This is a genomic window from Streptomyces sp. NPDC059166 (genome assembly GCF_042755185.1).
In the GTDB taxonomy this organism is placed as follows: domain Bacteria; phylum Actinomycetota; class Actinomycetes; order Streptomycetales; family Streptomycetaceae; genus Streptomyces.
Genome location: NZ_JBHZCI010000054.1, coordinates 1 through 20474, shown reverse-complemented (window position 1 = coordinate 20474; position 20474 = coordinate 1). Strand labels below are relative to the sequence as shown.

The 20474-nt window shown below is 68.0% G+C and carries 18 protein-coding genes and 3 pseudogenes; 3 read left to right on the top strand and 18 right to left on the bottom strand.

Features of this window, described 5'->3' with window-relative positions; genetic code table 11:
- Window positions 1-5: 5 nt before the first annotated feature.
- The 13 genes and pseudogenes from ACFXOA_RS29320 to ACFXOA_RS29260 all read right to left on the bottom strand — a co-directional run bounded on the left by ACFXOA_RS29320 (window position 6) and on the right by ACFXOA_RS29260 (window position 9483).
- Window positions 6-833, bottom strand: coding sequence for a large ATP-binding protein (locus ACFXOA_RS29320; RefSeq protein WP_385034693.1), 828 nt, complete (start codon window positions 831-833; stop codon window positions 6-8).
- Window positions 830-1495 (bottom strand): hypothetical protein, encoded by a 666-nt coding sequence (locus ACFXOA_RS29315; protein WP_385034691.1) that lies wholly within the window; start codon window positions 1493-1495, stop codon window positions 830-832. The genes ACFXOA_RS29320 and ACFXOA_RS29315 overlap by 4 nt, the downstream gene beginning before the upstream one ends.
- Complete coding sequence (locus ACFXOA_RS29310; protein ID WP_385034689.1) at window positions 1492-1968, bottom strand: hypothetical protein; 477 nt, start codon at window positions 1966-1968, stop codon at window positions 1492-1494. The genes ACFXOA_RS29315 and ACFXOA_RS29310 overlap by 4 nt, the downstream gene beginning before the upstream one ends.
- A complete protein-coding gene (locus ACFXOA_RS29305) occupies window positions 1965-2744 on the bottom strand; it encodes a glycosyl hydrolase (protein WP_385034687.1) in 780 nt (259 codons plus the stop codon). Before ACFXOA_RS29305 ends, ACFXOA_RS29310 begins: the two co-directional genes overlap by 4 nt.
- Window positions 2741-3340 carry a DUF4913 domain-containing protein gene (locus ACFXOA_RS29300; RefSeq protein ID WP_385034685.1) on the bottom strand — a complete coding sequence of 200 codons (600 nt, stop codon included), beginning with the start codon at window positions 3338-3340 and terminating at the stop codon, window positions 2741-2743. The genes ACFXOA_RS29305 and ACFXOA_RS29300 overlap by 4 nt, the downstream gene beginning before the upstream one ends.
- A 93-nt stretch (window positions 3341-3433) precedes the next feature.
- Window positions 3434-4336 (bottom strand): annotated as a pseudogene (locus ACFXOA_RS29295) (DNA cytosine methyltransferase); the annotation flags it as partial.
- 121 nt (window positions 4337-4457) lie between these two features.
- Window positions 4458-4676, bottom strand: a pseudogene (locus ACFXOA_RS29290) (hypothetical protein); the annotation flags it as partial.
- A gap of 44 nt (window positions 4677-4720) precedes the next feature.
- Window positions 4721-5893 carry a DnaB-like helicase N-terminal domain-containing protein gene (locus ACFXOA_RS29285; protein ID WP_385034683.1) on the bottom strand — a complete coding sequence of 391 codons (1173 nt, stop codon included), beginning with the start codon at window positions 5891-5893 and terminating at the stop codon, window positions 4721-4723.
- Window positions 5890-6120, bottom strand: coding sequence for a hypothetical protein (locus ACFXOA_RS29280; RefSeq protein WP_385034681.1), 231 nt, complete (start codon window positions 6118-6120; stop codon window positions 5890-5892). Before ACFXOA_RS29280 ends, ACFXOA_RS29285 begins: the two co-directional genes overlap by 4 nt.
- Complete coding sequence (locus tag ACFXOA_RS29275; protein ID WP_385034679.1) at window positions 6117-7385, bottom strand: type IV secretory system conjugative DNA transfer family protein; 1269 nt, start codon at window positions 7383-7385, stop codon at window positions 6117-6119. The genes ACFXOA_RS29280 and ACFXOA_RS29275 overlap by 4 nt, the downstream gene beginning before the upstream one ends.
- A 79-nt stretch (window positions 7386-7464) precedes the next feature.
- The gene (locus ACFXOA_RS29270) at window positions 7465-7905 is read right to left on the bottom strand and encodes a hypothetical protein (RefSeq protein WP_385034677.1); all 441 of its coding nucleotides are present in this window, start codon (window positions 7903-7905) and stop codon (window positions 7465-7467) included.
- A 95-nt stretch (window positions 7906-8000) separates the two neighbouring features.
- A complete protein-coding gene (locus tag ACFXOA_RS29265) occupies window positions 8001-8666 on the bottom strand; it encodes a hypothetical protein (RefSeq protein WP_385034675.1) in 666 nt (221 codons plus the stop codon).
- A 91-nt stretch (window positions 8667-8757) separates the two neighbouring features.
- On the bottom strand, window positions 8758-9483 hold the full coding sequence (locus ACFXOA_RS29260; RefSeq protein WP_385034673.1) for a hypothetical protein: 726 nt from the start codon (window positions 9481-9483) through the stop codon (window positions 8758-8760).
- A 386-nt stretch (window positions 9484-9869) separates the two neighbouring features.
- Here ACFXOA_RS29260 and ACFXOA_RS29255 point away from each other — a divergent pair, with 386 nt between their 5' ends.
- Together ACFXOA_RS29255 and ACFXOA_RS29250 are read left to right on the top strand one after the other, a co-directional pair.
- Window positions 9870-11822 (top strand): ATP-dependent endonuclease, encoded by a 1953-nt coding sequence (locus ACFXOA_RS29255; protein WP_385034671.1) that lies wholly within the window; start codon window positions 9870-9872, stop codon window positions 11820-11822.
- Entirely contained in the window at window positions 11819-13594 is a 1776-nt protein-coding gene (locus ACFXOA_RS29250) for a UvrD-helicase domain-containing protein (protein ID WP_385034669.1), read from the top strand. The genes ACFXOA_RS29255 and ACFXOA_RS29250 overlap by 4 nt, the downstream gene beginning before the upstream one ends.
- 296 nt (window positions 13595-13890) lie before the next feature.
- Here ACFXOA_RS29250 and ACFXOA_RS29245 read toward each other — a convergent pair whose 3' ends face one another.
- Genes ACFXOA_RS29245 through ACFXOA_RS29235 form a run of 3 tightly spaced genes read right to left on the bottom strand, consistent with a single transcriptional unit; the run spans window position 13891 to window position 17521 of the window.
- Complete coding sequence (locus ACFXOA_RS29245) at window positions 13891-14625, bottom strand: hypothetical protein (RefSeq protein ID WP_385034667.1); 735 nt, start codon at window positions 14623-14625, stop codon at window positions 13891-13893.
- Window positions 14622-16922 carry a hypothetical protein gene (locus tag ACFXOA_RS29240; protein ID WP_385034665.1) on the bottom strand — a complete coding sequence of 767 codons (2301 nt, stop codon included), beginning with the start codon at window positions 16920-16922 and terminating at the stop codon, window positions 14622-14624. Before ACFXOA_RS29240 ends, ACFXOA_RS29245 begins: the two co-directional genes overlap by 4 nt.
- A 56-nt stretch (window positions 16923-16978) precedes the next feature.
- On the bottom strand, window positions 16979-17521 hold the full coding sequence (locus ACFXOA_RS29235; protein WP_385034663.1) for a hypothetical protein: 543 nt from the start codon (window positions 17519-17521) through the stop codon (window positions 16979-16981).
- A gap of 500 nt (window positions 17522-18021) precedes the next feature.
- Between ACFXOA_RS29235 and ACFXOA_RS29230 the strand changes: the two are divergent.
- Window positions 18022-18429, top strand: a pseudogene (locus ACFXOA_RS29230) (transposase); the annotation flags it as partial.
- Here the strand turns inward: ACFXOA_RS29230 and ACFXOA_RS29225 are convergent.
- Together ACFXOA_RS29225 and ACFXOA_RS29220 are read right to left on the bottom strand one after the other, a co-directional pair.
- Complete coding sequence (locus ACFXOA_RS29225; RefSeq protein ID WP_385034729.1) at window positions 18330-18833, bottom strand: hypothetical protein; 504 nt, start codon at window positions 18831-18833, stop codon at window positions 18330-18332. The pseudogene ACFXOA_RS29230 and the gene ACFXOA_RS29225 overlap by 100 nt on opposite strands.
- A gap of 69 nt (window positions 18834-18902) precedes the next feature.
- Window positions 18903-20408, bottom strand: coding sequence for an ATP-binding protein (locus tag ACFXOA_RS29220; protein ID WP_385034661.1), 1506 nt, complete (start codon window positions 20406-20408; stop codon window positions 18903-18905).
- Between the last annotated feature and the right edge of the window lie 66 nt (window positions 20409-20474).

Sequence of the window (20474 nt, the reverse complement as noted above, 5' to 3'; positions counted from 1 at the left end):
TGCGGTCAGCGTGAGCGGGGGGCCGCGAGGGAGGTCCTGGCGACGGGCACGGCGGCCAGGTCGGAGAGCGCGCCTGACGTGGCCCGCGTGGTGGTGCGGCCGAGGGCGGCGGACACCCGGGAGGTCGTCGCGCGACCATCCCGCAGGGCGGCTTCCCCCTGCGCAGTGAGCGAGTGGAGCTGGCCGGGCCGATACACGTTCTCGGTGATGTCCTGATGCAGTAGCCCGTCGGCGACCAGCCGCTGCACGGTCTGCGGCCAGACCCTTGGGTCCTGCGGCTGGGCCTTCTCCCGCGAGATGAACGGATCCTCGCCGATCGCGGTCCGACGAAAGCGAACACCTCCGGCCGCAACCGCTTCGAGGGCTACCAGCCCGCGCTCCCCGGCGACGGCCCAGTCGTCGTCCCGGTGGGGCCTCATCTGCTGGCCCTGCCCGTGGCTCTTGTCGGTCGCGCGTTGAGCAGGCTCAGGCGAGGGACGAAGCTGCCGGTAGTCGGACAGGGACTCGACGAGCCGGCTGTACGCCCGGTCCTGCTGGGCCAGAACGTCTCCGAGTTCGGGGAGCGCGGTACGCAACAACACGTACGACACCTTGGCGCGGCCGACTTCACCGCGACCAATGCCTTCGAGCAGCCGCTGAGCCCGCTGGACCGCGTCGAGCACGCTCTCGTGTCGCTCGTCCAACGCCGCTGCGGCGTCAATGACGCGCGTAGCCGCCTGATGCAGCGGCTCCCCCGGACCATGCGCGAGAGCGGGCACGCTGACATCCCCGACACCGAGCACTTCGACGACGAGATAAGGCCCAGGGTGTGTGTCTGCGTCGTACGGGTTCACTCCGTCGTCTCCATCCGGGCGAGCAGGGAGCGGACCAGAGCCGGCAGGCTCCCGGGGGCGTCGCCGAGCCGAGGGCGGTCGCTCGCTTCGCGGAGGAGATCGGCGTCGTCGAGCAGGCCGCTGGAGATCTCCATGCAGGCGTCAGTGATCCGGGCGGCGGCGAGCAGCGACTGGGAGAGAACCTCGACGTAGTCGTCCGGCGCGAGGCCGGCGGCCTCGGCTGCATTACGGACCGCCTCCAACTCAAGCGCGCTGAAAGCGAAGTCGAACTCGTCGTCCCGCTCGGTTGCGCCGGAAGCGGCGGCGATCGGGGCGCTGGGCTCCGTGGGGATGCCCACGCGGGTGCAGATTTCGTCGACCGAGGCGGTCAGCTCGGCGAACGACTCGGTGAGCCACCCCAGCGCGGAGGCGTAGGAGGCCAGAGCGAACAGGCCCGCCGACGTGGTGGGGCGTGGCTCGGCGGTCACGAAGTCCTCGAACCGGTCGTTCAGCCCGGTGATCACGCGGGGCCCGGCGGCCAGCGGACCCAAGACGGGATACAGGTAGGAGCGGGCGGCGGGCGTCGGGTACTCGGCGGTGGGGATGCCGGAGACGCTCTGAGCGGCCTCGGTGAGGAGATCCGCCAGCTCTGAACGGGGCAGCACTGTACGGTCGTTGGTCATCGCTGGGCGGCCTTTCGGGAGGTAGCGGCCAAGGGCGGCGCTGTTGACGGGGCAGTCGCGCCGGCCGCTGTCGGCCGTTCGGGGGCGAGCGTCGAACGAGACCGGGCGGCCTGCACGCGGGCCTCCGTGGCGGAGTCCGGGCCGACCTCTTGCTGGGGGCTGGTCCGCAGGTGGGCTGTGCGGTAGACCGCGTAGTCCTTCCGGCTGCCAGCGGCTACGAGGTAGATCTCGCGCTGGTGAGTCGAGGTCGGCGGGGCCTGGCGGAACTGAATGACCAGTCGGTAAGAGACCTCCGGGTCGACGTACACCTTGTGGAAGCCGGCGAGACGGCCCTTCAACGGCAAGCAATCGTCGCTTCCGTGGACCAGGTTCTGCAGCTCCAGTAGTGCCAAGTCGCGCATCTCAGCCGGAAGTTCCCGCAGGTCGGCGATGGCGTCAGGGTGCGCGGCGAAGGCGAAGCGGGCGCGGCTCACAGCAGCCTCCTCTGCACCGGCTGCTGGACCGGTCCCGCCACGGTCGTGCGGGGCGCGTCGAGGCCGGTCTGCGGCGTCGCGGAGGCACCGGCTGACCGGGCGAGAGCGATGCGGGCGATGCGGGCCCGGACGACAGCACCGTTATGGTCGCTGTACTCCGGTGGCTCGGGCAGCGGTTCGCTGCGCTCGTCCAACCAGGTCCGAGCGGCGCTGACGTCGGCGAAGGCGCCCTCGCGCATCGTGTACGTGCCGGCATCGTGGTCCCACTCCTCGTGGAAGAGACGAACCGGCGCCTGGGCGGCGCGGGAGTCGCGGACGAGTGTCCACGCCTCGCTGGGATTGTCGTCGGAGGTGTAGGTGTCGATGACCTCGTAGCGGGTGCCCGACTTCTGGATCTGCTGTTCCACCTGGAGGGTGAGGTCGTCGGCGGGCGCGATGTAGTCGCCACCGCGCAGTGTGATCCGTTCGAGCGGGCAGCCGCGTTCTGCCAGCCAGTTCTGGGCGAAGGACGCCGTGGCGTGGTGGCTCGTCTCGCACGTGAACGTGGACTGCCGCAGATCCCGTGTGACCGCGATCGCAACGAGCTGTGGCTCGCCGGGTATCCCCCAGGTGACCGATCGGTCGTGGGCGAGGACGAAGCTGTGCGAACCGTTGGGCGTGGTGTGGTGTTGAGACAGCACCGTCAGGTCGCCAGTCCAGAGGGCCTCGATCGCCTCCTCGGAGGCGTCGTCGACCGGCGAGAGATCGTCGAGGCCGAAGTCGAGAATGTCGTTCACGCCGCCACCCCCGCCTGCTCGGGCGCCGGGGTGGCCAGCACCCGGTGATTCGGGCGAGTCGCGCTGGTCGTGCAGGCCGCGAAGGGCCCGTCAGGTGCGCGCAGGTGCTGCAGGGTCTGGTCCAGGTGGTCGCGGTGCCAGGTCGACGGGCCGGACAGACCGGCCTCCGTGTCGGTGAACTGCTGCCAGGCAAGCCAGAGTGCGTGGAGCCGGGCGACGGCCTCAGGGTGTTCGTGCCAGTGCGCGCACCAGGGACGGCTCGTGCTGATCTCCCGGCCGTACACCGGCAGGAAGAGGTAGTTCACCCAGTCGCTGAGGGCAGCGAGTTCGACAGCGTACGCCTCGCCGCCCAAGGCGAGGATGAACACCGAGGCGGGGCCGTCGGGCTTCTTGCCGTCAGCCGCCTCGGCTTCCGGAGCGCCGTCCGGCGGCTGGATGGCGCCGGATTCGGGCTCGGAGCCGAGGCGGTCGAGGATGACGCCGTGCTGCCTGACCTCGGCCATGGTCTTGGCGAGGGTGCTGGCGAGGTCGTCAAGGTCTGCGTCGGGGACGCGGTACGGCTCGGGGCCGTGGGAGGTCGGGCTGGTGTCGGCCATGGGGGTGTGCTCCATCTGTGAGACGGCGACATGCCCGAGAGAATCCGGAGAATCAGCGGTTTGGTCCGGCCGGAAGAGCGCGGTAGTGGAGCGCTATCGGTCGGCGCAGCGGTTACAGCGAGCGAAGGGTGGTGTCAGCAACTGCATGGCGCGCGCGGCCTGTTGTGGAACGACGCCGTTGCCGAGTGCGGTGAGCTGCGCTGGACGGCCGAGTCCCTCGGTCGCGGTGACCCAGCCGGCGTCGAGGCCCTGCATCCACTCCACGAAGTCCGCGCGGAGCCGGCCAGCCGCGTCCGTGGGAGCCGGGGCAGGACGGGTGAGCCTCTCCCATCGGGTGATGGCGGATCCGTACGCTCCCCATCGCCGGTCCGCGCCCCCGCCTCCGGCGTCTCCTCCGCCCAGAGGGGCAGGACCACCGCCGACAAGGGAGGCCGCCATCCCTTGCCGGCGCGGCGGCCCGGGGCGCCCGTGTTCCCGGCCCTCAGCGTGGGCAACAGAGACGCCGCCGCACTGGGTAGGGTCAGGTCGCCATTGCCGTGCCGCTGGTTCGGCGAACCCTTGATCCCGTCCGACGCCTTCGGAGTCGGCAGCAGCCACTCGACCTCGTCGGCCAGGTTCGGACCGTGCCCACCGCTCCTCCTTTTCGCCGGATGCTGTGAGCCACCGTTCTTCCCGATGTTGCTGGTCGGCGTCTTCAACAGCGTGGTCGGCGGGCCATGCCGCGAGGAAAGTTCGCTCGCGGCGGTGCGGGGCCCCGATGTCGGAGGCGCGAAGCACGCACCATCGCGCGTCGTACCGGAGGTCGGCCAGGGATCCGAGTACGGCACCGAGTGCCCGCAGAGCAGGCTGACCTGCGGTGTCTCCCAGACACCACGGGCAGGGTTCCACGTCGCCAGGGGAGCCGGCGGGGGAGGTGAGGAGGCCGCGGACATTTTCGATCACCACAAGGCAGGGTCGGAGGGCATCGACTGCACGTGCGACGTGCAGCCAGAGCCCGGAGCGGGTCTGGGCGTTGAGTCCGGCGCGGCGGCCGGCGACCGAGACGTCTTTGACAGGGGAAGCCGGCCGTCAGGACGCACACCCGGGGGACGGTGGACCAGTCGACGGCGGTGATGTCGCCCAGGTTCGGGACGCCGGGCCAGTGGCGGGCCAGGATGCGTGAGGCGTTCGGATCGACTTCGGCGTGCCAGGCCAGGGTGCCGCCGAGGGCGGCCTGCACGCCCAGGTCGAGGCCGCCGTACCCCGAGCAGAGCGACCCGATCAACGGGGAGCCCACCGGGGCGTCCGACCCCGGGGACCGTGGCGCGTAGGTCCGGAGCAGCGGAGGGGAATGCATGGTTCAAAGCGAGTTCCAGGGAAGTGCGTGGTGGTGAAGGGGCCTCACGGATGGCGGAGTGAGGGTGGTCGGGCTGCTGCCGGTGCGCGGACGGGGCTGGCCGGGGCGGAGGGTGATGTGGCGGGGCGCCGTGTGCTTCGGGCTCGGGCAGCCTTCACGCGGGCAGGCGGTGGCTCGCCCGCGGACGGAGTAGGTGTCGTGGGTTTCGGGGCCGGGTTGCCGTTCGCGGTCGCCCAGCGGGTGCGCACCTCGTTGAGTGGGTCGAGGGCGTGCAGGGCGTGGTTGATCAGGCGGCCGGGGCTGAGGGTTTCGTTCTCGGCCAGGGCCTGGATGGTGCGCGCGGAGGCGGCTGCGGTGCGGGTGAGGGAGGAGCGGATCACTCGGTGTCCGAACCAGTCGGCGCTGCCGGGGGCCATGCCGTCGCAAATGGCGTTGATTTGTTCACTTGCGACGGTTCCGTCGGCCAGGAGGCCGCGTCGTTGGGCCTCCCAGAGCAGGGTGATCCGGTCGATGGGTTCGCCTCGGTGGTGCAGCGCGCCCAGGCACCGGTAGAGCTGCCCGTGGGCCGGGTCGGCGAAGTCTCCCGGCCGTAGCCAGGACACGACCTCATCCATGGTGCCCGGCTGCTCGGTGAGGACGGCCAGGAGGAACTGCTCGTCCTCGGCGACTTGGTCGGGCATCGCCGGCGGCGGGGCGTCTGCGGCGGCAGCGGGTGCAGTGGGGGGTGGGACCGGTCGTGGGTCGGTTCCCCAGCGGCGTGCAAGGTCGGTGAGTACCCCCGTCAGGACGTCCGCCGTGTGCAGCGCTCCCGCGACCCTGCCCTGGACGGCGTCGGCCCGGGCCATCTGGTGGAGGCGGATTGCGTGTTGGGCGATGGTGCGGTGGATCGCCCCTTCCAGCACCATGCGGCCGTATGCCGGGGCGTGCTCGGTGCGTGGACACAGCTGGATGAGGGTGTGGGCGTAGACCGCGGTCATTCCTCGTACGTGCTGTCCGGCCTCGTCGACCGCGTCGGTTACCCACGACAGCGGCAACGGGCCATCGGCCGAGAGCGCGGGATGCCCGTCGCTGCGCAGTTTGCGGAGCGCGCCGAACAACGCCTGGTGGACAGGGCGGTAGAAGTGGTCCGGTGCGAGCCAGTCCAGGTGTGCGAGCTGGTCGGGGTCGAGGAGTACGGCGCCGAGGACTGCCTGTTCGGCACTCAGCAGCGGGTTCATCGGCGGCCTTCCGGAGCAGGTGCGGAAGGCTTGCTCCGTCGGGCGCGAAGGCCGGCGACAGCCCGGTCGGCTGCGGCCATCGCCTGGGCAAAGCCGTCCAGGACGGCGGTGAAGGCGGGATCTGAGGCCGGGACCGAACCGGCCTCGCTCTCCAGCCACCACTGGTCGCCGCGTAGAACGACTGGAGAGTGGGCCAGCTGCCCCTGGTGTGGGATGGGTGCGCTCATGCCGACAGCCCGAGGTCGTCCTGGCCGATGCTCTTCGCGAGGGCGCGCTCGGTGATGGCCTTCGTGGCCCGGACGGAGGCGGGGCCGACCACCTTGGCGGAGGGCTCCTTGTACCAGGGCATGAGGTTGAGCATGGCGACCCGGATGCCGGTGGCCAGCAGCAGCACCTTGCCCTTGGGCAGGGCGCGGATGGCGTCCGGCGGCAGGATCCGTTCCGTGCGCATGCTCACCGAGGTGGACTTGCCGCCCTCGCTGGTCGACACCGAGGTTGTCTGGACGTCGTGATCGCCGACCTGACGGCTGAGCCGGTCGGCGAAGTCCGCATCGTCGATGCCAGATCCGATGATCTTGATGGTGGCGGCGGAGTACAGGGCGTCCATACCGGCCTCGCCCCAGCACCGCTGGCCCTGACGGTAGGACTGCAGGATCGTCATCGGGATGACGCCTCGGCTGCCCAGGTGGCTGTAGAGATCAGGGAGGTCCGAGATGCGGCAGACGTTCGCTGCCTCGTCGAGGACGCACAGGGCGGGCGGGTCGAGTCGCCCGCCGGAGCGCTCGGCGACGATCACGGCCGCGCGCATCACGGCGTCGGCCGCTGCAGCGATGATCGCGGACGCGCTGCCGCCGCCGTCCTTGCTCAGCAGGTACAGGGTGTCGCGGGACGTGGCGAAGGCGAACGGCTGGAACTCGGGGAGGTCGTCGTTGGGGGTGACCCAGGCGGCGACGTCCGGGTCGAGCAGGCAGCTCGCGTACTGCCTCGCGGTCTCGTAGATGCCGTCGCGTGTTTCGGTCGCGCCGGAGACGGTGCCCTGGAGCTGGGCGGCGACCGCATGGTGGCCGGCGTCGGTGAGCAGGTCCACCGGGGTGCGGTCGGCCGGCATCGCGAGCCAGGCCAGGACGTCGGTGATCGGCCGCCGGTGGGACGCGGCGGCGAGGAAGAGGGCGCCGAGGGTGTTGCTCGCGGCGGTGGACCAGAAGTCGGAGCCGCTGGACTCGTCGACACTCGCGGTCACGAAGTGCCCCGCCAACCTCTTCGCCCCGGCGAGATCGCGGGCGTCAGCGAGGATGTCCCACCACATCTCGCGCGGGTGGTGGGCGATCTGCTGGGGATCGAGGGTCCAGATCGTGCCGACCTCGGCACGGGCGTCCACCGTGGTGGTGAAGGCGTCGTTCGCGGCTTTGTTACTGGTGAGCAGGACCGGGCCCGGTGCCGAGAGGATCGCGGGGATCGCCAGCCCGGACGTCTTGCCGGAACGCGGGGCCATGATCGCGACGATCACGTCCTCCCAGGACGCGCGGACCTCCGCGCGGCCGGGATCGAGGGTGCCGAGCAGGATGCCGCGGTCAGCGGGCAGGACCTCTTTTACTCTCCCGGCCGCCCAGGCTCGGGCGCAGGCTCTTCGCCTTGGCGACGATCTCCTTGTCCAGCAACGGCGCCAGGTCCGCCTTCCGGGCGAGGCCGGACTTGGACCCGGCACGCCACCGCATCCACAGCACGGCAGCGGTGACGACCAGGGCAACGGTGAACAGGGCGGGGACGACGCGGGCGCCGACCATCAGAATGCTGGTGCTCAGGGCCGGCCACAGCACCTCCGGGTGCAGCAGCGCGTCCGTTATGCGGAAGGGGGCCCATGTCCCGCTCCCGACCGCGGTGTTGGTGAGATTTCCGGTCAGCCAGGCCAGGGAGCCGAAGGCCATGGCGGCGCCGAGAATGCCGAACAGGAGGTAGAGGAGCGCGTCCGACCCGGTGGTGGTCGAGGGCGCGCTGGTGCGCGGGGAAGGCACGGCGGTTCCTTGGGTGTGCGAGCGGGCAGGGGCGGGGCGCGCTCGGCTCTCGTGCAGATCATGGGGGTACTCCTGGACGTCTGAGGCGGAAGGTTTCAGCGGGGTCGGCCGGCAGAACGAGGCGCGGGCGGAGGTGCTGCGGTGGCCGGCGGACTGCCGGTCGACGGCGATGTTCCGGCGCGCGGCGACGAGGCGCGGGCCGCCCGCTGCCGGTCTGAATCGACGTTCTGGGCAGCGGACGGCACAGGAGCAGCCTCGGCACCGAGGACATCGTCGAGCAACTCCCGGCTGCGCAAGACGTTGACCATCTGGTGGTGCCGGGGGTCCGTGCGCTCTGCGGGACAGGCAGCGAGACCGTCCTCGGCGACTTCCAACTGCTCACGGACGTCCTGGAGCATCCCGTACGCGGCTGCCAGTCGGGTCCACGTCTCGAAAGTCGGATTGTGATGCGGGTCGTCGAAGTCGAGACGGGCGCGAGTCCAGTCGGCGGCAGAGGCGACGGGTTCGGTCAGCTCGGGCAGAGCCCCGACCAGTGCGCCATTGACCTCCTCGATGATGCCCGCCACCTCATCGGGCGAGGCGTCCTCGTGGAGGCGAGAAATCATCCCGCGAACCGAGTACGGATCGGCGGAAGCGCTGAGCAGGCGCCTGACCTGCAGCGGCTTGTCGGAGCCCGGTGCCGCGCTGCGGTGGGCGAGCCGGATGTTGTGCTGCATGGCCGCACCGACGGCCTCGCCGATGCTGGAGTAGTACTCGGGCACGTTTGCCTCTTCGGGTGAGTGGTCCTTGGCGGGTGAGTCGAGCGGGGGCGCGCGACGTACTGGAGGCCGACGGCGGAGAGGGCGGCCGGGGTCACCGTCGGGGGGTTGAGGCGCGTGGTGGGTGACCCGTCGCAGAGCAAGGCCCCGACGGGGAACTGGACGCCGAGGAGACCTTGGCCTGGTTCGCCGCAGGAGAAGTGGCGAGAGCGGCACCACGGTGATCACGGACGGTCGGTGCTGGGGAGTAGCTCGTCGAAGCGGCGCCGACGCGGCGTAGCTCGGCCTCGGAGTCGACGAGTTCGGACTGGGCCGAGCTGACGAACTCCGAGGCGAAGCCGAACCGGTCGGCGAGCGCATACGCGTCTTCGTCCAGGTCGTTGACCTGTTCTCCCGCTGCTTCCAGGGCCTCCCGGACCCGCTCCAGCGCACCGTGCTCGGGGTGAAGGAGGTGGTCGACTGCCCGCTGAAGGCTGGCTCCGTCTTCGGCCGCACGGATCTGGTCCGTGATGCTGAGGAGTTCAGCTCCGGCGGCGTGGGGCCCCAGCCCATGCACCGGAGGGCTCATCCGGGCCGTGTCGAGGGACGGCGGAAGGGTGACGTCATAGCGAGCCGCTCGAAGCATCTCGGCCGCATGGCTGGCGATGGCGACCTGGTTGGCGAGCGGAGTGGTGGTGGGCAGGCGATGGCGTCGGCCGCGCCAGTCGTCGATCTGCTTGAAACCGGCGTGACGGAGGAGCTGCGCGGAGAGGTCATCAGTAGCGCCCTTGGCAACGACGCTGCCGCTGAACTCGGACGTGATGGTGATCGAGGTAGGCACGGAAGTCTCCGGGGCAGAGAGAGCGAAGGACCCGTTGGAGGTGGGCCAGTGGGCAGAGCGTCCGGCAAATCCGGGGTTTGGGCCGGCCGAGATTCGCTGGTAGAGGCCGCACGGTGGCGGTCAGCCGGGTGCCCCGCCGCAGCAGGGCACCCGGTCGGCCAGAAGAAGGGATTCTCTGTCGGCCGGTCGGCCCCGGTGGCGGCTTGGAGCAGCTCGGTGAGGTCTCCGCGCTCGGACTGAGCCTTGATGTACTCCGCTTTCTTCTTGTTCACTCACTTTCTGCGTGGAGATTATGTAAAAGTTTGTGTGGGGGTGGCGGATGGGCCTCGTGGGGCCCACGCCACTCATGTGAGGGGAAAGACGCCGAGCGACGGGGGAGCGCAACAGTGCACCAGAAGCATGACCAGACGCAGGCTGGGATGTACCTGAGCCGCCTGAGCATCAAGAACTTCAGGTCCTGCTACGACCTGAAGGTCGACTTCCAACCGGGCATCACACTGCTTGTCGGCGAGAACAACTCCGGGAAGTCCAACGTCATTGAATCGCTGAGACTGGCCACCACGCCCCTAAACCGTCGAGGCACCCGCTGGTTCGAAGACACCGATCTGTCCCGCGGTTGGGAGGGTGAAGAAGCCGAGTTCACGGCCACCTATGACGGACTGACCGACACCCAGCGGGCGCACTACATCACGGCTATCGACGTCGACACGCACCAGGCCAGCTACACCACCACCTATCGCAAGGACCCCGTTCGCCAACAGATGCGGGCCAGCGTGACCGCAGGACCTGTGGGCGGCGCCGATGCCGAGCCGGTCAAGCGGGAGCAGATCACACACGTATACCTGGCCCCGTTGCGCGATGCGCAAAGGGAGCTCGACTCCTCCGATGGCAGCCGGCTGCTGCGCATCATCCAGTACCTCACGACGGAGGACGACCAGGAGAAGTTCCGTGTGACGGCCAACGACTCCCTCAAAGAACTCACCAACCACGACGTCCTCACCACCACGACCGACGCGATCCAGATCCATCTCGGCAAGCTGACCGACTCGGTCCGGGGCCAGAGCGTCCAGGTCACGTTCGCCGAATACCAACTGCACCGCCTGGCCCGCAGCCTGCGCGTGAAGATGGCCGAGTCCGGCATCGAACCCGCCGACCTCGCAGAATCGGGCCTGGGCTACGCCAACCTCCTGTTCATTGCGACCGTCATCCTCGAACTGCGCAAGGCGCAGTCGGCAGAGCTGACGCTGTTCCTTGTCGAAGAGCCCGAAGCCCACCTCCACCCGCAGCTGCAGGCCGTGCTCCTGGACTATCTGCGCGAACAGGCCGAGGCCTCACCCCGCGACGACCTGCAGGGACCGGCCGGACGGATCCAGGTCATCGCCAGCACGCACTCCCCGAACCTCGCCAGCAGCGTCGGTATCGAGAACGTCGTCGCCCTGCGAACCCGGGCAGAACAGGAGACCACCCAGGACGACAAGGGGCGTCACATCGAGGTCTTGCGCCGTAAGACTCAGTCACTTCCCCTGGCCCAACTTCCCCTGGCCGATAACGAGCGACGGAAGATCAACCAGTACCTGGACGCCACACGCGCCAGCCTCCTCTTCGCCCGCCGCGTCGTCTTGGTCGAAGGCATCGCAGAAGCCGTCCTGCTGCCGGTCATCGCCCGGCACTGTCTGTTCAACGGCGGTGACCAGGCAAAGCAGCGCCGGGACTTCCACGGCGTAACCATCATCAACGTCGGCAGCGTCGACTTTGCCCCCTACATCACCTTGCTGCTCTCAGAGGTAAACGGCTGCCGGCTCCTGGACCGACTGACGGTCATCACGGACCGCGACCCTGACCCTGAACTTCCCAAGAAGAAAAAGAGCGAGGACGGTCAGCCGGACCCGCCGCCCACGGCCGAAGTGGAAGCCACGGCGGAAGACAGCTGCGAGGAGGACCAGGACGACACCCGCACCAAGGTCAGCAACCGTAAAGAGCTCCTGGAAGAGCACGCCGCCTTCATCGGTGCGGCCGGTCACCTCGTCGTCGCGGAGGCGCCCCACACCCTCGAGGCCGACCTCCTCACCCCGACGGTTAACGAACCCACCCTCCGGCGCGCCTACCTCAAACAGCACCGACAGTCGCAACATCACTGGGATGAGATCCTCGCCCATCCCAAGGGCCGCTCCTTCGGCTTTTACCAGAAGCTGTGCAAGTACTCGAAGTTCATCAGCAAAGGCGAGTTCGCCCACGACATCGCTCTGGCCATCCAGGACGGTGCGACCTTTGAGGCGCCTCAATACCTCACCAACGCCGTGCACGGCGTCCTGGCCGACCAGCAGGGCGGCGCACAGTGAGCGAACCATCGCTGACCACGGACCAGCAGGCCCTGGTTGATGCGGAAGAGAGCCTGTTCGCCGCAGCCTGTCCTGGCGCTGGGAAGACCCGTGCCATGGTCGCCCGGTTCCTCAAACGAACGGCCGAGGAGGACCGCCAGGGCATTGCGCTACTGTCCTTCACCAACGCAGCGGTAGAAGAGGTCCGCCAACGATGCGGGCAGCGCGTACAAGCCCTCGAAGCGCCCCACTTCGTCGGAACCTTCGACGCCTTCATCCACCGCTTCATCGTCACGCCCCTGTACGTCAATGCGTTCAGGAAGAGGCCCAATTACGTGCAGCGCTGGCGCGACATACCGAGCGCGAGCTTTCGCCTCAGCCAGATCGGCCGAGCCAAGAACCTGCACCTCGACTGGTTCGACTTCAACCCGGTAGGTCGCGCACGTCTGATAGAAAGTCGCATCCCACGCGACTTCGGCAGCCCCACGGTTCTGGCAGAACTCATGGCGAGACGACACACCGCGGAAGCCAACGCCTCCGACATCTTCGGCCGCCTCGTCCGCTCCGGCACCATCAGCTGCGTGGCCGCCCGCTGCCTGGCCGAGTACTGGCTGGAGGAAGCAGACGGACAGCGGATACTCGCCCCGCTGCTGCGCCCCCGCTTTGCCGAGGTGATCGTCGATGAAGCCCAGGACTGCGGACGCGAGGAACTGCGCATCCTCGAGTTCCTGCGGCAGCAGGGCACTCGAATCATCATGGTCGGGGACACGGACCAGTCAATCTACGAGTTCCGCAGCGCCACCCCCGACGGCATGCGGGCCTTCGCCGACAGCCTGCCCGGTGGTCCCATCCAGCTCAGGGACAACTGGCGCAGCACACCTGCCATCTGCGCGTTCAACACCTCGCTGCGGTCCGGACAGCTCACCGAGCTGGCCTGCGGCGAAAACTCCTGGAACTCCATCCCTGTGTACCTGGTCGAATACAAGGCGTACGACGAAATCGTGCCCACCGCCCTGGGGATCGCCGAGCGCAACCAACTCACCGCTGAAGAACTCATCCTGCTGTCACACGCCGAGACCCACGGCATGAAAGCCGCGGGAGTGTCCGGCATCAACAACACAGACCTCAATCGAGTGGTACGCATCGCATCGGCCGGCCAGATACTCAGATCACGAACGACGGACCCCCGGACCCGCCGCAAGGCAATCGACCAGGTGCAGCGCACGGTGCTCGACGCTCTCATCGTCGGACGGGGGACGGAAACGGGACGCCAAGGCTTCGACGCCCAGTGCGAACTGGCAGGCGTCGAACCGCGCTGGCTCGAAGCCTTCGCCGTACGTATGGCACTGCGCCTCGACGCGGCAGACAGAACCAGAAACGCCTTCGCAGCGGAAGTCCGTACCTACCTGAGAGACGCGGATTGGGGAGGCACCCATCCACCCAACACCGCGGATCTTGGCGGACTCTTCAGAGCGCCGAACGAGGCCACCTGGACTAACGCCACCTCCACCAGCGCCGAGCCACTCATGCGCTTCTCCACTGTGCATGGAGTGAAGGGGCGCCAGTACCCGGGAGTGGTGCTCGTTGTCCCCGACCGGCTGCGCACTGACGCCGTTACGGAGCGGAACGTTGTCGATGACTGGGAAGGTGACCACAACACCGAGGCCCGACGTGTCCTCTACGTCGCAGGGTCCCGAGCGCAGCAGCTGTTGATCTGCGCCATCCACAAAAGGCACATCGGCCGTATTGAGGCTGTGCTCGACAAGAACAATGTTCCATATGCCCGTTCGTAGCCCGGAATGCCCGGCTACGCCTATTCCGCAAGGTGCAGAAGACCGGGCCTTGAACGTCCTCCTTCACACTGTCGGCTTGTCCGTGGAGTTCTTTGCGGGTGGCCGGAGGCTTTCGTGTCCGGCCGTTCGATACCCGGCCTCGTCCGGGTGGAGCTGGACCCGGGCTGAACGCCAGGCGACATCGAATGACATGGCGCCACCGCTGGACCGGGCCAGGCGCCAGGCTTGCCAGCTGGTCCTCGGTGCTAGTACCGCGCGTAAGATGGTCAGCTTCATCAGCACTGTCTCCGTATGCCTCAAGAGCCGGGAATCTGAGAGGGCGGTGTGACCGGACCGGGGACCTGCGCAGCCAGATCCTGTTCTCCGAAGTCGTGGAACAGTGAGCGCAGCGTGACCAGCAGCGCATCGGCATCAGCTTCGGAGAGGCGATCGATGAAGGTGTGGACGAGCTGCGCGATCACGACCCACCGCGACTGCGGGTTCCACCGCTGGATCTCCTGCACTACCCCGTCCACGTCCAGACCGGGCGGCAGCACACCCAGACGGGCCGAGTTCTCGAGCATCAGATAGATCCGGGCCGAGGCAGGGGAGTGGAGGATCTTCTCGTGCATGAACCTCATACGTGCCTGAACCTGGCGCTGGGCCAGAGCATCGAGTTCCAGTTCCCGGCGTGCCTGGGCGATCTGCTCCGCGTACGTGCGGGCCTCCACCGCGACCGACACGCTTACGCGCGCCCAGCTGACCTCAAGTTCATTCGTCCGTAGCGGCAGCGAACGGGCAAGCAGACTGTTGATCTCCTGCTCCGCAGCGGCCGGTCGCAGCACTGTGTGCCGTGCTGCGGCCTGTTCGGCCAGTACCCGAACGGTGCGGCTGGCCTCACCAGCGGGAAGACGGGCCACGGGAGTGGAGCGAGGAGCACGCCACTCGGTGCGAAACGCCACAGTGAAGTCCAGCCCCGACTGCGAGCTGGTCACCTGGTCCTCGAAGAGCTCCGGCTGCTGGTCGCGCAGCCCCCACCTGAGCCAGCTCACGGTGTTGGCCCACCGCGGCCCACGCGCACGGGCCGGTACAGGGCGACCGATCGGCTGCGGTCGTGATCCAGGAGATCGACCAGTTCGTGGCGCAGCCGAACCCGCTCAGGATCGGCATCGACAGCGGGCACGGGCTGCCACAGGTACAGGAGGTCACGCAGCCGGTGGCGGGGATGACTTCCACCTGCCCGCCCCGCGGTGTCTACCGCGCCGCGCAGCACGTTGAACACGACCGGCCGCTGATCCGGATACTCCACGGCGGCGTCCATCCACAGACTGACCGCCCGCGCGCTCTCGCTGGCCACTGAGCCCGAGTCCAGCAATGTGCGCCACCCGGAGACCAAATCCGCCGTCGGGAATTCCGGCTGGTCCGCCCCGGTGCTCAGGAGTACTGGCAGGCCGGGGTCCTCCTGCGAGAGCAGCGTTGCCAGCGCCAGGAAGGAACGACGGCCGGCCTCGGTCCGTGACGGGTCTGCCGAGCACCATTCCACCACCGAGCTGAACAGCGTCGGACGTGCCGAGGCGTCCGCCCACAGGTTCCGGACCGCCCTGTACAACGAGGCCTGTACGTCATCGTGGGCCGTCTCGGCGGCATGGCGAAGCCGCCGCAGCGCTTTGCCGGTGTGCCGGCGGCCGAACTCGCCGGCGCAGACATCCACGGAAAGCTTCTGCAGCGCCGACCTGTCTGCGGCGGCGTTCTTCGACCAGCGCAACAACACGGCATGCACGAAACGGCTCATGGTCGGGTGAAGTGCCGCGGCGGAGATGAGGTCGACAGCTGTCGCCCACAGCGCGTCGTCCTTGCGCCATGCGACAACGACCTCTTCCAAGGGGTTGGCCTTGCCATGCCGCACAGCCCACCGCACGGCGAACGCCCCGACCCGGTTGGCGAGCAGAAGACGGTCTTCCGGTGTGAACGTCTCCAGGAATTTCGTCGTCCTGGCGATGGGAGCCTTCGCCATCCAGGCCAGAAAGTCTGTGCGCGCCATGGGCCGGTCGACCCAGAAGTAGTTGAGTACCGCGTCGTCCCAGCCGGGTTTGGAGAACTGAACCGTGTCGTCCTCAGTCAGCTCCGCATCGATCGAGTCGACCATCTCGATGACGCCGGGCGAACTCTGGCCTTCCAGAGCCACCGCCTCCCGCTCTTTGAGGTGGTCCGACAGCTCCGCGGTCTGTGCGTATACGTGCGCTACAGGCGCGTTCCTGAACATGGCTGCCACGAGAAGGAAGTTCCGCTGGAAGCTGGTCCTGCCCTCCTTGCTATGCCACTGCAGCAGGCTGGAACGCCAGTTGTTGCGGGCCGCCACGACGTCCAGGACCTGCTGGGTGAATGCATCGGGAAGGGTGATCTCGCTGGCCGGGGAGACCCGGCGGGGGGCCCTGCTGGCGTTGAGGATCAGGCTGACGACTTGCAGGACATCGGCGGGAGGCTGGTTACACAGAAGACCTGTGATCCGGGTGTCCTGCACCCACCGGGAGGCATCCAGCTCAGGCGCCTCGGCACGAAGCCATGCAGTGGCGATCTCCGTGGGATCAGGCCGTCCCAGCAGAGGCACCACGCCGGACGGCGCACCCCGACAGATCCTCGCCCACTGCTCCGGTGTCGTAAGAACGACCAGATGCGAGTTCCGCTTGCCCAGGGTGTACTGAATCTTGCCCAGAACCGCACCGAAGTCATCTGCGACCTCGAACTTTTCTTCATCCGCGGGCAGTTCCAGTAAGTACGCAACGTTCTCTTCCCGTGGCAGCCGGCGCACCGGGAACCGGCTCCCACCCCCGAAGCTGAGTGGTCCGACCCTTGCTCCTGTGCGCTGACGCAGATCAGCGAGCAGTGCCTGTGCGGTGAACGACCGTCCCGCACCTGGCTCACGCAAAAGCACAACAACCGATCCCGGCTCCATGAGCAGCCTCAAAGCCGCCGCGTAGCCCTCCGGCGGTGCGAACACAGCCCGAACCGTGTCCAGATAAGCATCAGGCAGCTCGGAGTGCTCCAGCATCTGCTCCAGGACCGCGGTCAGCTTCACCCCGGTCATCTCACCGAAGTTGAACAGAGCCTCCTGCCGGAGGTCCGCAACTGCTCCGGCCAGGGCCAGCGCTTGCTTCATACCAGCCCCAAGGCCCCTGACCGCCTCGATGTCCTCCGGCGACAACCCCTCATACGCCGCCGGGCCTGGAACCGAACCGTTTCCACTGCCGGTCAAACCCGCCCGCCGCACTTCGCTTTCATGGCTCTCCGTACCAGAAGATGTGCCGGACAACGGCATGGGTGAGCCTTCTCCGGGCTCAGTCAAAGTCATGAAGAAATTCTCCGTCAACACGAATTGCCGCAGAGGTGGGATTCTTGTTCGAATCGTCAGCGGATTTCGTCGATTTCAGCTCCGATGATCTCCGCACCCTCGCGGACGGTGCCCGCCCTCTGCCGCACACTGACATCCGCCGACTCAGCGACACGGCGTACCTTCAGCGCTGCAGCCCTGCCATGAACGTCATCGAGTACCTGCTCGATCCGAACCCCGCTCGCCGGCCGGTTCTCCCCGGCGAACGTCAGCCGCTGCCCCTCGACTTCCTCCAGAACGGCGCGCAGCCCACCAAGACTATGACGCAGCCGTTCGTCATCAGCCCTGATCAGCTCCCTATGATCGTCATAGACGCCCAAGACTCCCAGTAGGGACTCGATCCGTTGCAGACGCTCCGACGTCAGTGCCGAAGCATCAAAGGCAGGAGGTCCGGGGGTGCCCACCACGACCGCAGGGGTCGGTTCCAGCTCACCAGGCCCCACCTCCTCACGGAGTAGGGCGCGGCGGTCCAGAACCGCACCGGCCCGTCCGTAGAGAAAGCCGAAAGCTTGCGTCAGAGCCGACACCGCCAGCACGGGAAATGTGAACGCGTCACTCAAATCAAGCCCCTCCCCTGGAGCGCACTGAACAACCCCTGATACTCACGCCGCACAAAGTCTGGCCGCCGCGAAGCCGCACGACACGGGAAGTAGAAGGAATGACCGAAAATTCGCTATCCTGAAAAAAATCGAACCCGAAACGAACATCCTCAAGATCAATTATCTTAAAAGGGGGCGCTGCCCAGGGCACACGCCCTGCGCGGCTGCATCCTTCCAGGTTCGCGCCATGACATGGCAAGGGGTGCAGGGGCAGGCAAAGAGGCTGAAAAGCTCCGAAGAGAAGGTCCTCGCCCACCCCTCGGGGCGCTCACCTCGTACGCGAGGTGAGCGCCCTCGGCCACACCGGTCCGGTGCGTGGGGAGAGGTTGGCCACCCAGCTGCGCTTGCAGCTGTCCTCAGGCACGATCGAGCTGGAGGCGCTGAAGGTGTTTACCGAAGGGCTCGGCGAGGACACCGTCGTCTCCTGCAAGCCCGCCTCGTAGTCAGCTTTGCTCCTGACGGGCAGCAAACACCACCTGATCACGGACGCCACCGGCATCCCGCTCGCCGTCACCCTCACCGGCGGCAACCGCAACGACGTCACCCAGCTCATCCCGCTGCTCCAGGCAGTGCCGCCCGTGCGGGGCAAGCGTGACCGACCTCGGCGCCGCCCCGATGTCGTGCTCGGTGAACGCGGCTACGACCACGACAAGGACCGCCACCTCGTCCGCGTGCTCGGCGTGAAGCCACTGATCGCGCGACGTGGCACTGAAAGAAGCTCCGGACTCGGCACTCAACGCTGGGTTGTCGAGCGCGCCTTCGCCCACCTTCACTGGTTCCGTCGCCTGCGGATCCGCTGGGAGATCCGCGACGACATCCACGAGGTCTTGCTCACCCTGGGATGCGCGCTTATCTGCTGGCGACGCCTGTCACAGCCGACCCGAGCCCCGTCCTCTCGCAGTAGCCATTCCCGGACCGAAGGAGCTTGGTTAAGGAGCTGTCTGACCTGCATTCCCTCTTCGCGTGAGGTCATCTTCGGCAGCGGGGTGAAGTCATCGGGGACCACGTCCAGCCAGCTCACCACGCGGTCTCCCGCACGCAGACTGATCAGCAGTTCCCACCGCACGTGATCGGGAACCTCAGGGCGGTGGGACAGGGTGTGCCACAAGGCCGGCCACAGATAGTGGGTGCCGCCGGGCGCCGCATTCGCCCGCACCCACGTCAGGTCCAACCGCTGGCTCAGGCCGAGGTCACCCGCCCGCTCTTCCAGCCGGAACAACGAGGCCGAATCAATGACCTTCACCTCGCGAGGCAGCGGCCGCTCAACGTCCATCGCCCCACGCTGCCCGACAGCACCCCACGCCGGTCAACCGACCGCAAGGAGTCATTCCGTTAGGAGTTCTTAGGCGGCCATGCGGGCGTCTGTGTCGAACAGCTCCCGCTCGGCCGGGTGGAGGATGTGCTGGGTGATGAAGGAGCGGCCGGCGACTTTCCACAGACCTCGGCCCTTGGTCAGGGCGGAGGCCGCCTGGGTCTCGACGCCGGTCAGGCCGAGCAGAGATGCAGCGGCGGCGAGCTGGTCGGGCTCCTGGCGGTAGATGATGCGGGTGGAGCAGTCGGCCAGCAGGCCCTCGGCCAGGACTCGGCCGCGCGAGCCGGCGTCGCCCGCCGAGAGCAAGTCGCTGAGCCGGTGGATCACCATGAGGTTCGCGATGCCCAGCCCTCGGGAGAGCTTCCACTGGCTCTGCATCCGCTCCAGCAGCCCGACGTGCCGCATCAGCCGCCACGCCTCGTCGTAGATCACCCAGCGCCGACCGCCATCGGGATCACTGAGGGCTGACTCCATCCACGCGCTCGCGCACGTCATCGCGAGCACCAGTGCTGTGTCGTCACCGGAGCCGCCGAGACGGGAGAGGTCGATGGACAGCATCGGTGTGGTCGGGTCGAACGACACGGTGCTCGGGGCGTCGAACATGCCGCTCAAGTCGCCGTGCACGAGGCGTCGCAGGGCATGGGCGAGGTCCTGGGCGGCTGAACCGAGGTGCCCCGCTTGGTGGCCGAGGGCGTGGTCGAGGCGTTCGGGGGAGCCGAGTACGTGCGCGATCTCGCCGAGCAGCGGTACCGTGCCCCGGGCGGCGGCGTCAGCGACGACCAGATCCAGGGCCAGGTCGAGGGCGGTGTGCTCCATCGGTAGCAGGTCGCGCTTCAGCACGGTGCGGGCGAGGCTGGCCAGCAGTAGCAGACGGCGCTTGCGAACCTCCGTGAACCAATCTTCCTCGGTTACGGAGGCGGGGCGGGCCGGGGCGTCCAGCGGGTTCAACCGGCCGGGGAGCGCCGGGCCCAGGGCGATGCTGTAGCCGCCGAGGGCCTGCGAGACACCGGTCCACTCCCCCTTGGGATCGCAGGGGATGTAGATCCGGTAGCCGTGAGCGATCGAGCGGGTGGCGATCGACTTCGCCAGCGCCGACTTGCCCATGCCGATGATCCCGGCCAGGACTGCGTTGGGGTTGGTGAAGCCCTCCACCCTGCCGCTGTTGTAGAGCGAGAACGGGTCGAAGCAGAAGGCCGCCTCCGCGTGCACATCGCGGCCGATGAACACCCCTTCGGCGCCCAGGCCGCCCTCGGCGACGAACGGGTACGCGCCGCTGGCTGTGGCGGTGGTCATCCGGTGGGCGGGCAGGGCGAGCTTGCCGCCGCGGGCGGAGGCCGGACCGGGGCGACCGGCGGGCGGGTAGGTGGGCCGCAGATCCGGGTTGAGGGTCTGCTCGGCGCGGTGCTTGGGCGGGTTTTGGGCGAGGCGTGCCTGGCGGCGGGCTTCGGTGAAACCGGCTCGGGCGGCTCGCTGTTCGGCGCGTGTCGTCTTACGGGGCACGAACAGGGGGGAGGCGCTGGCGCGGGTACGGGGCATGACGTTTCTCCAGATGAGGGGTGGGTCAGCGGCGGACGAGGCCGGTGAACGGGGCGTGCAGGTCGG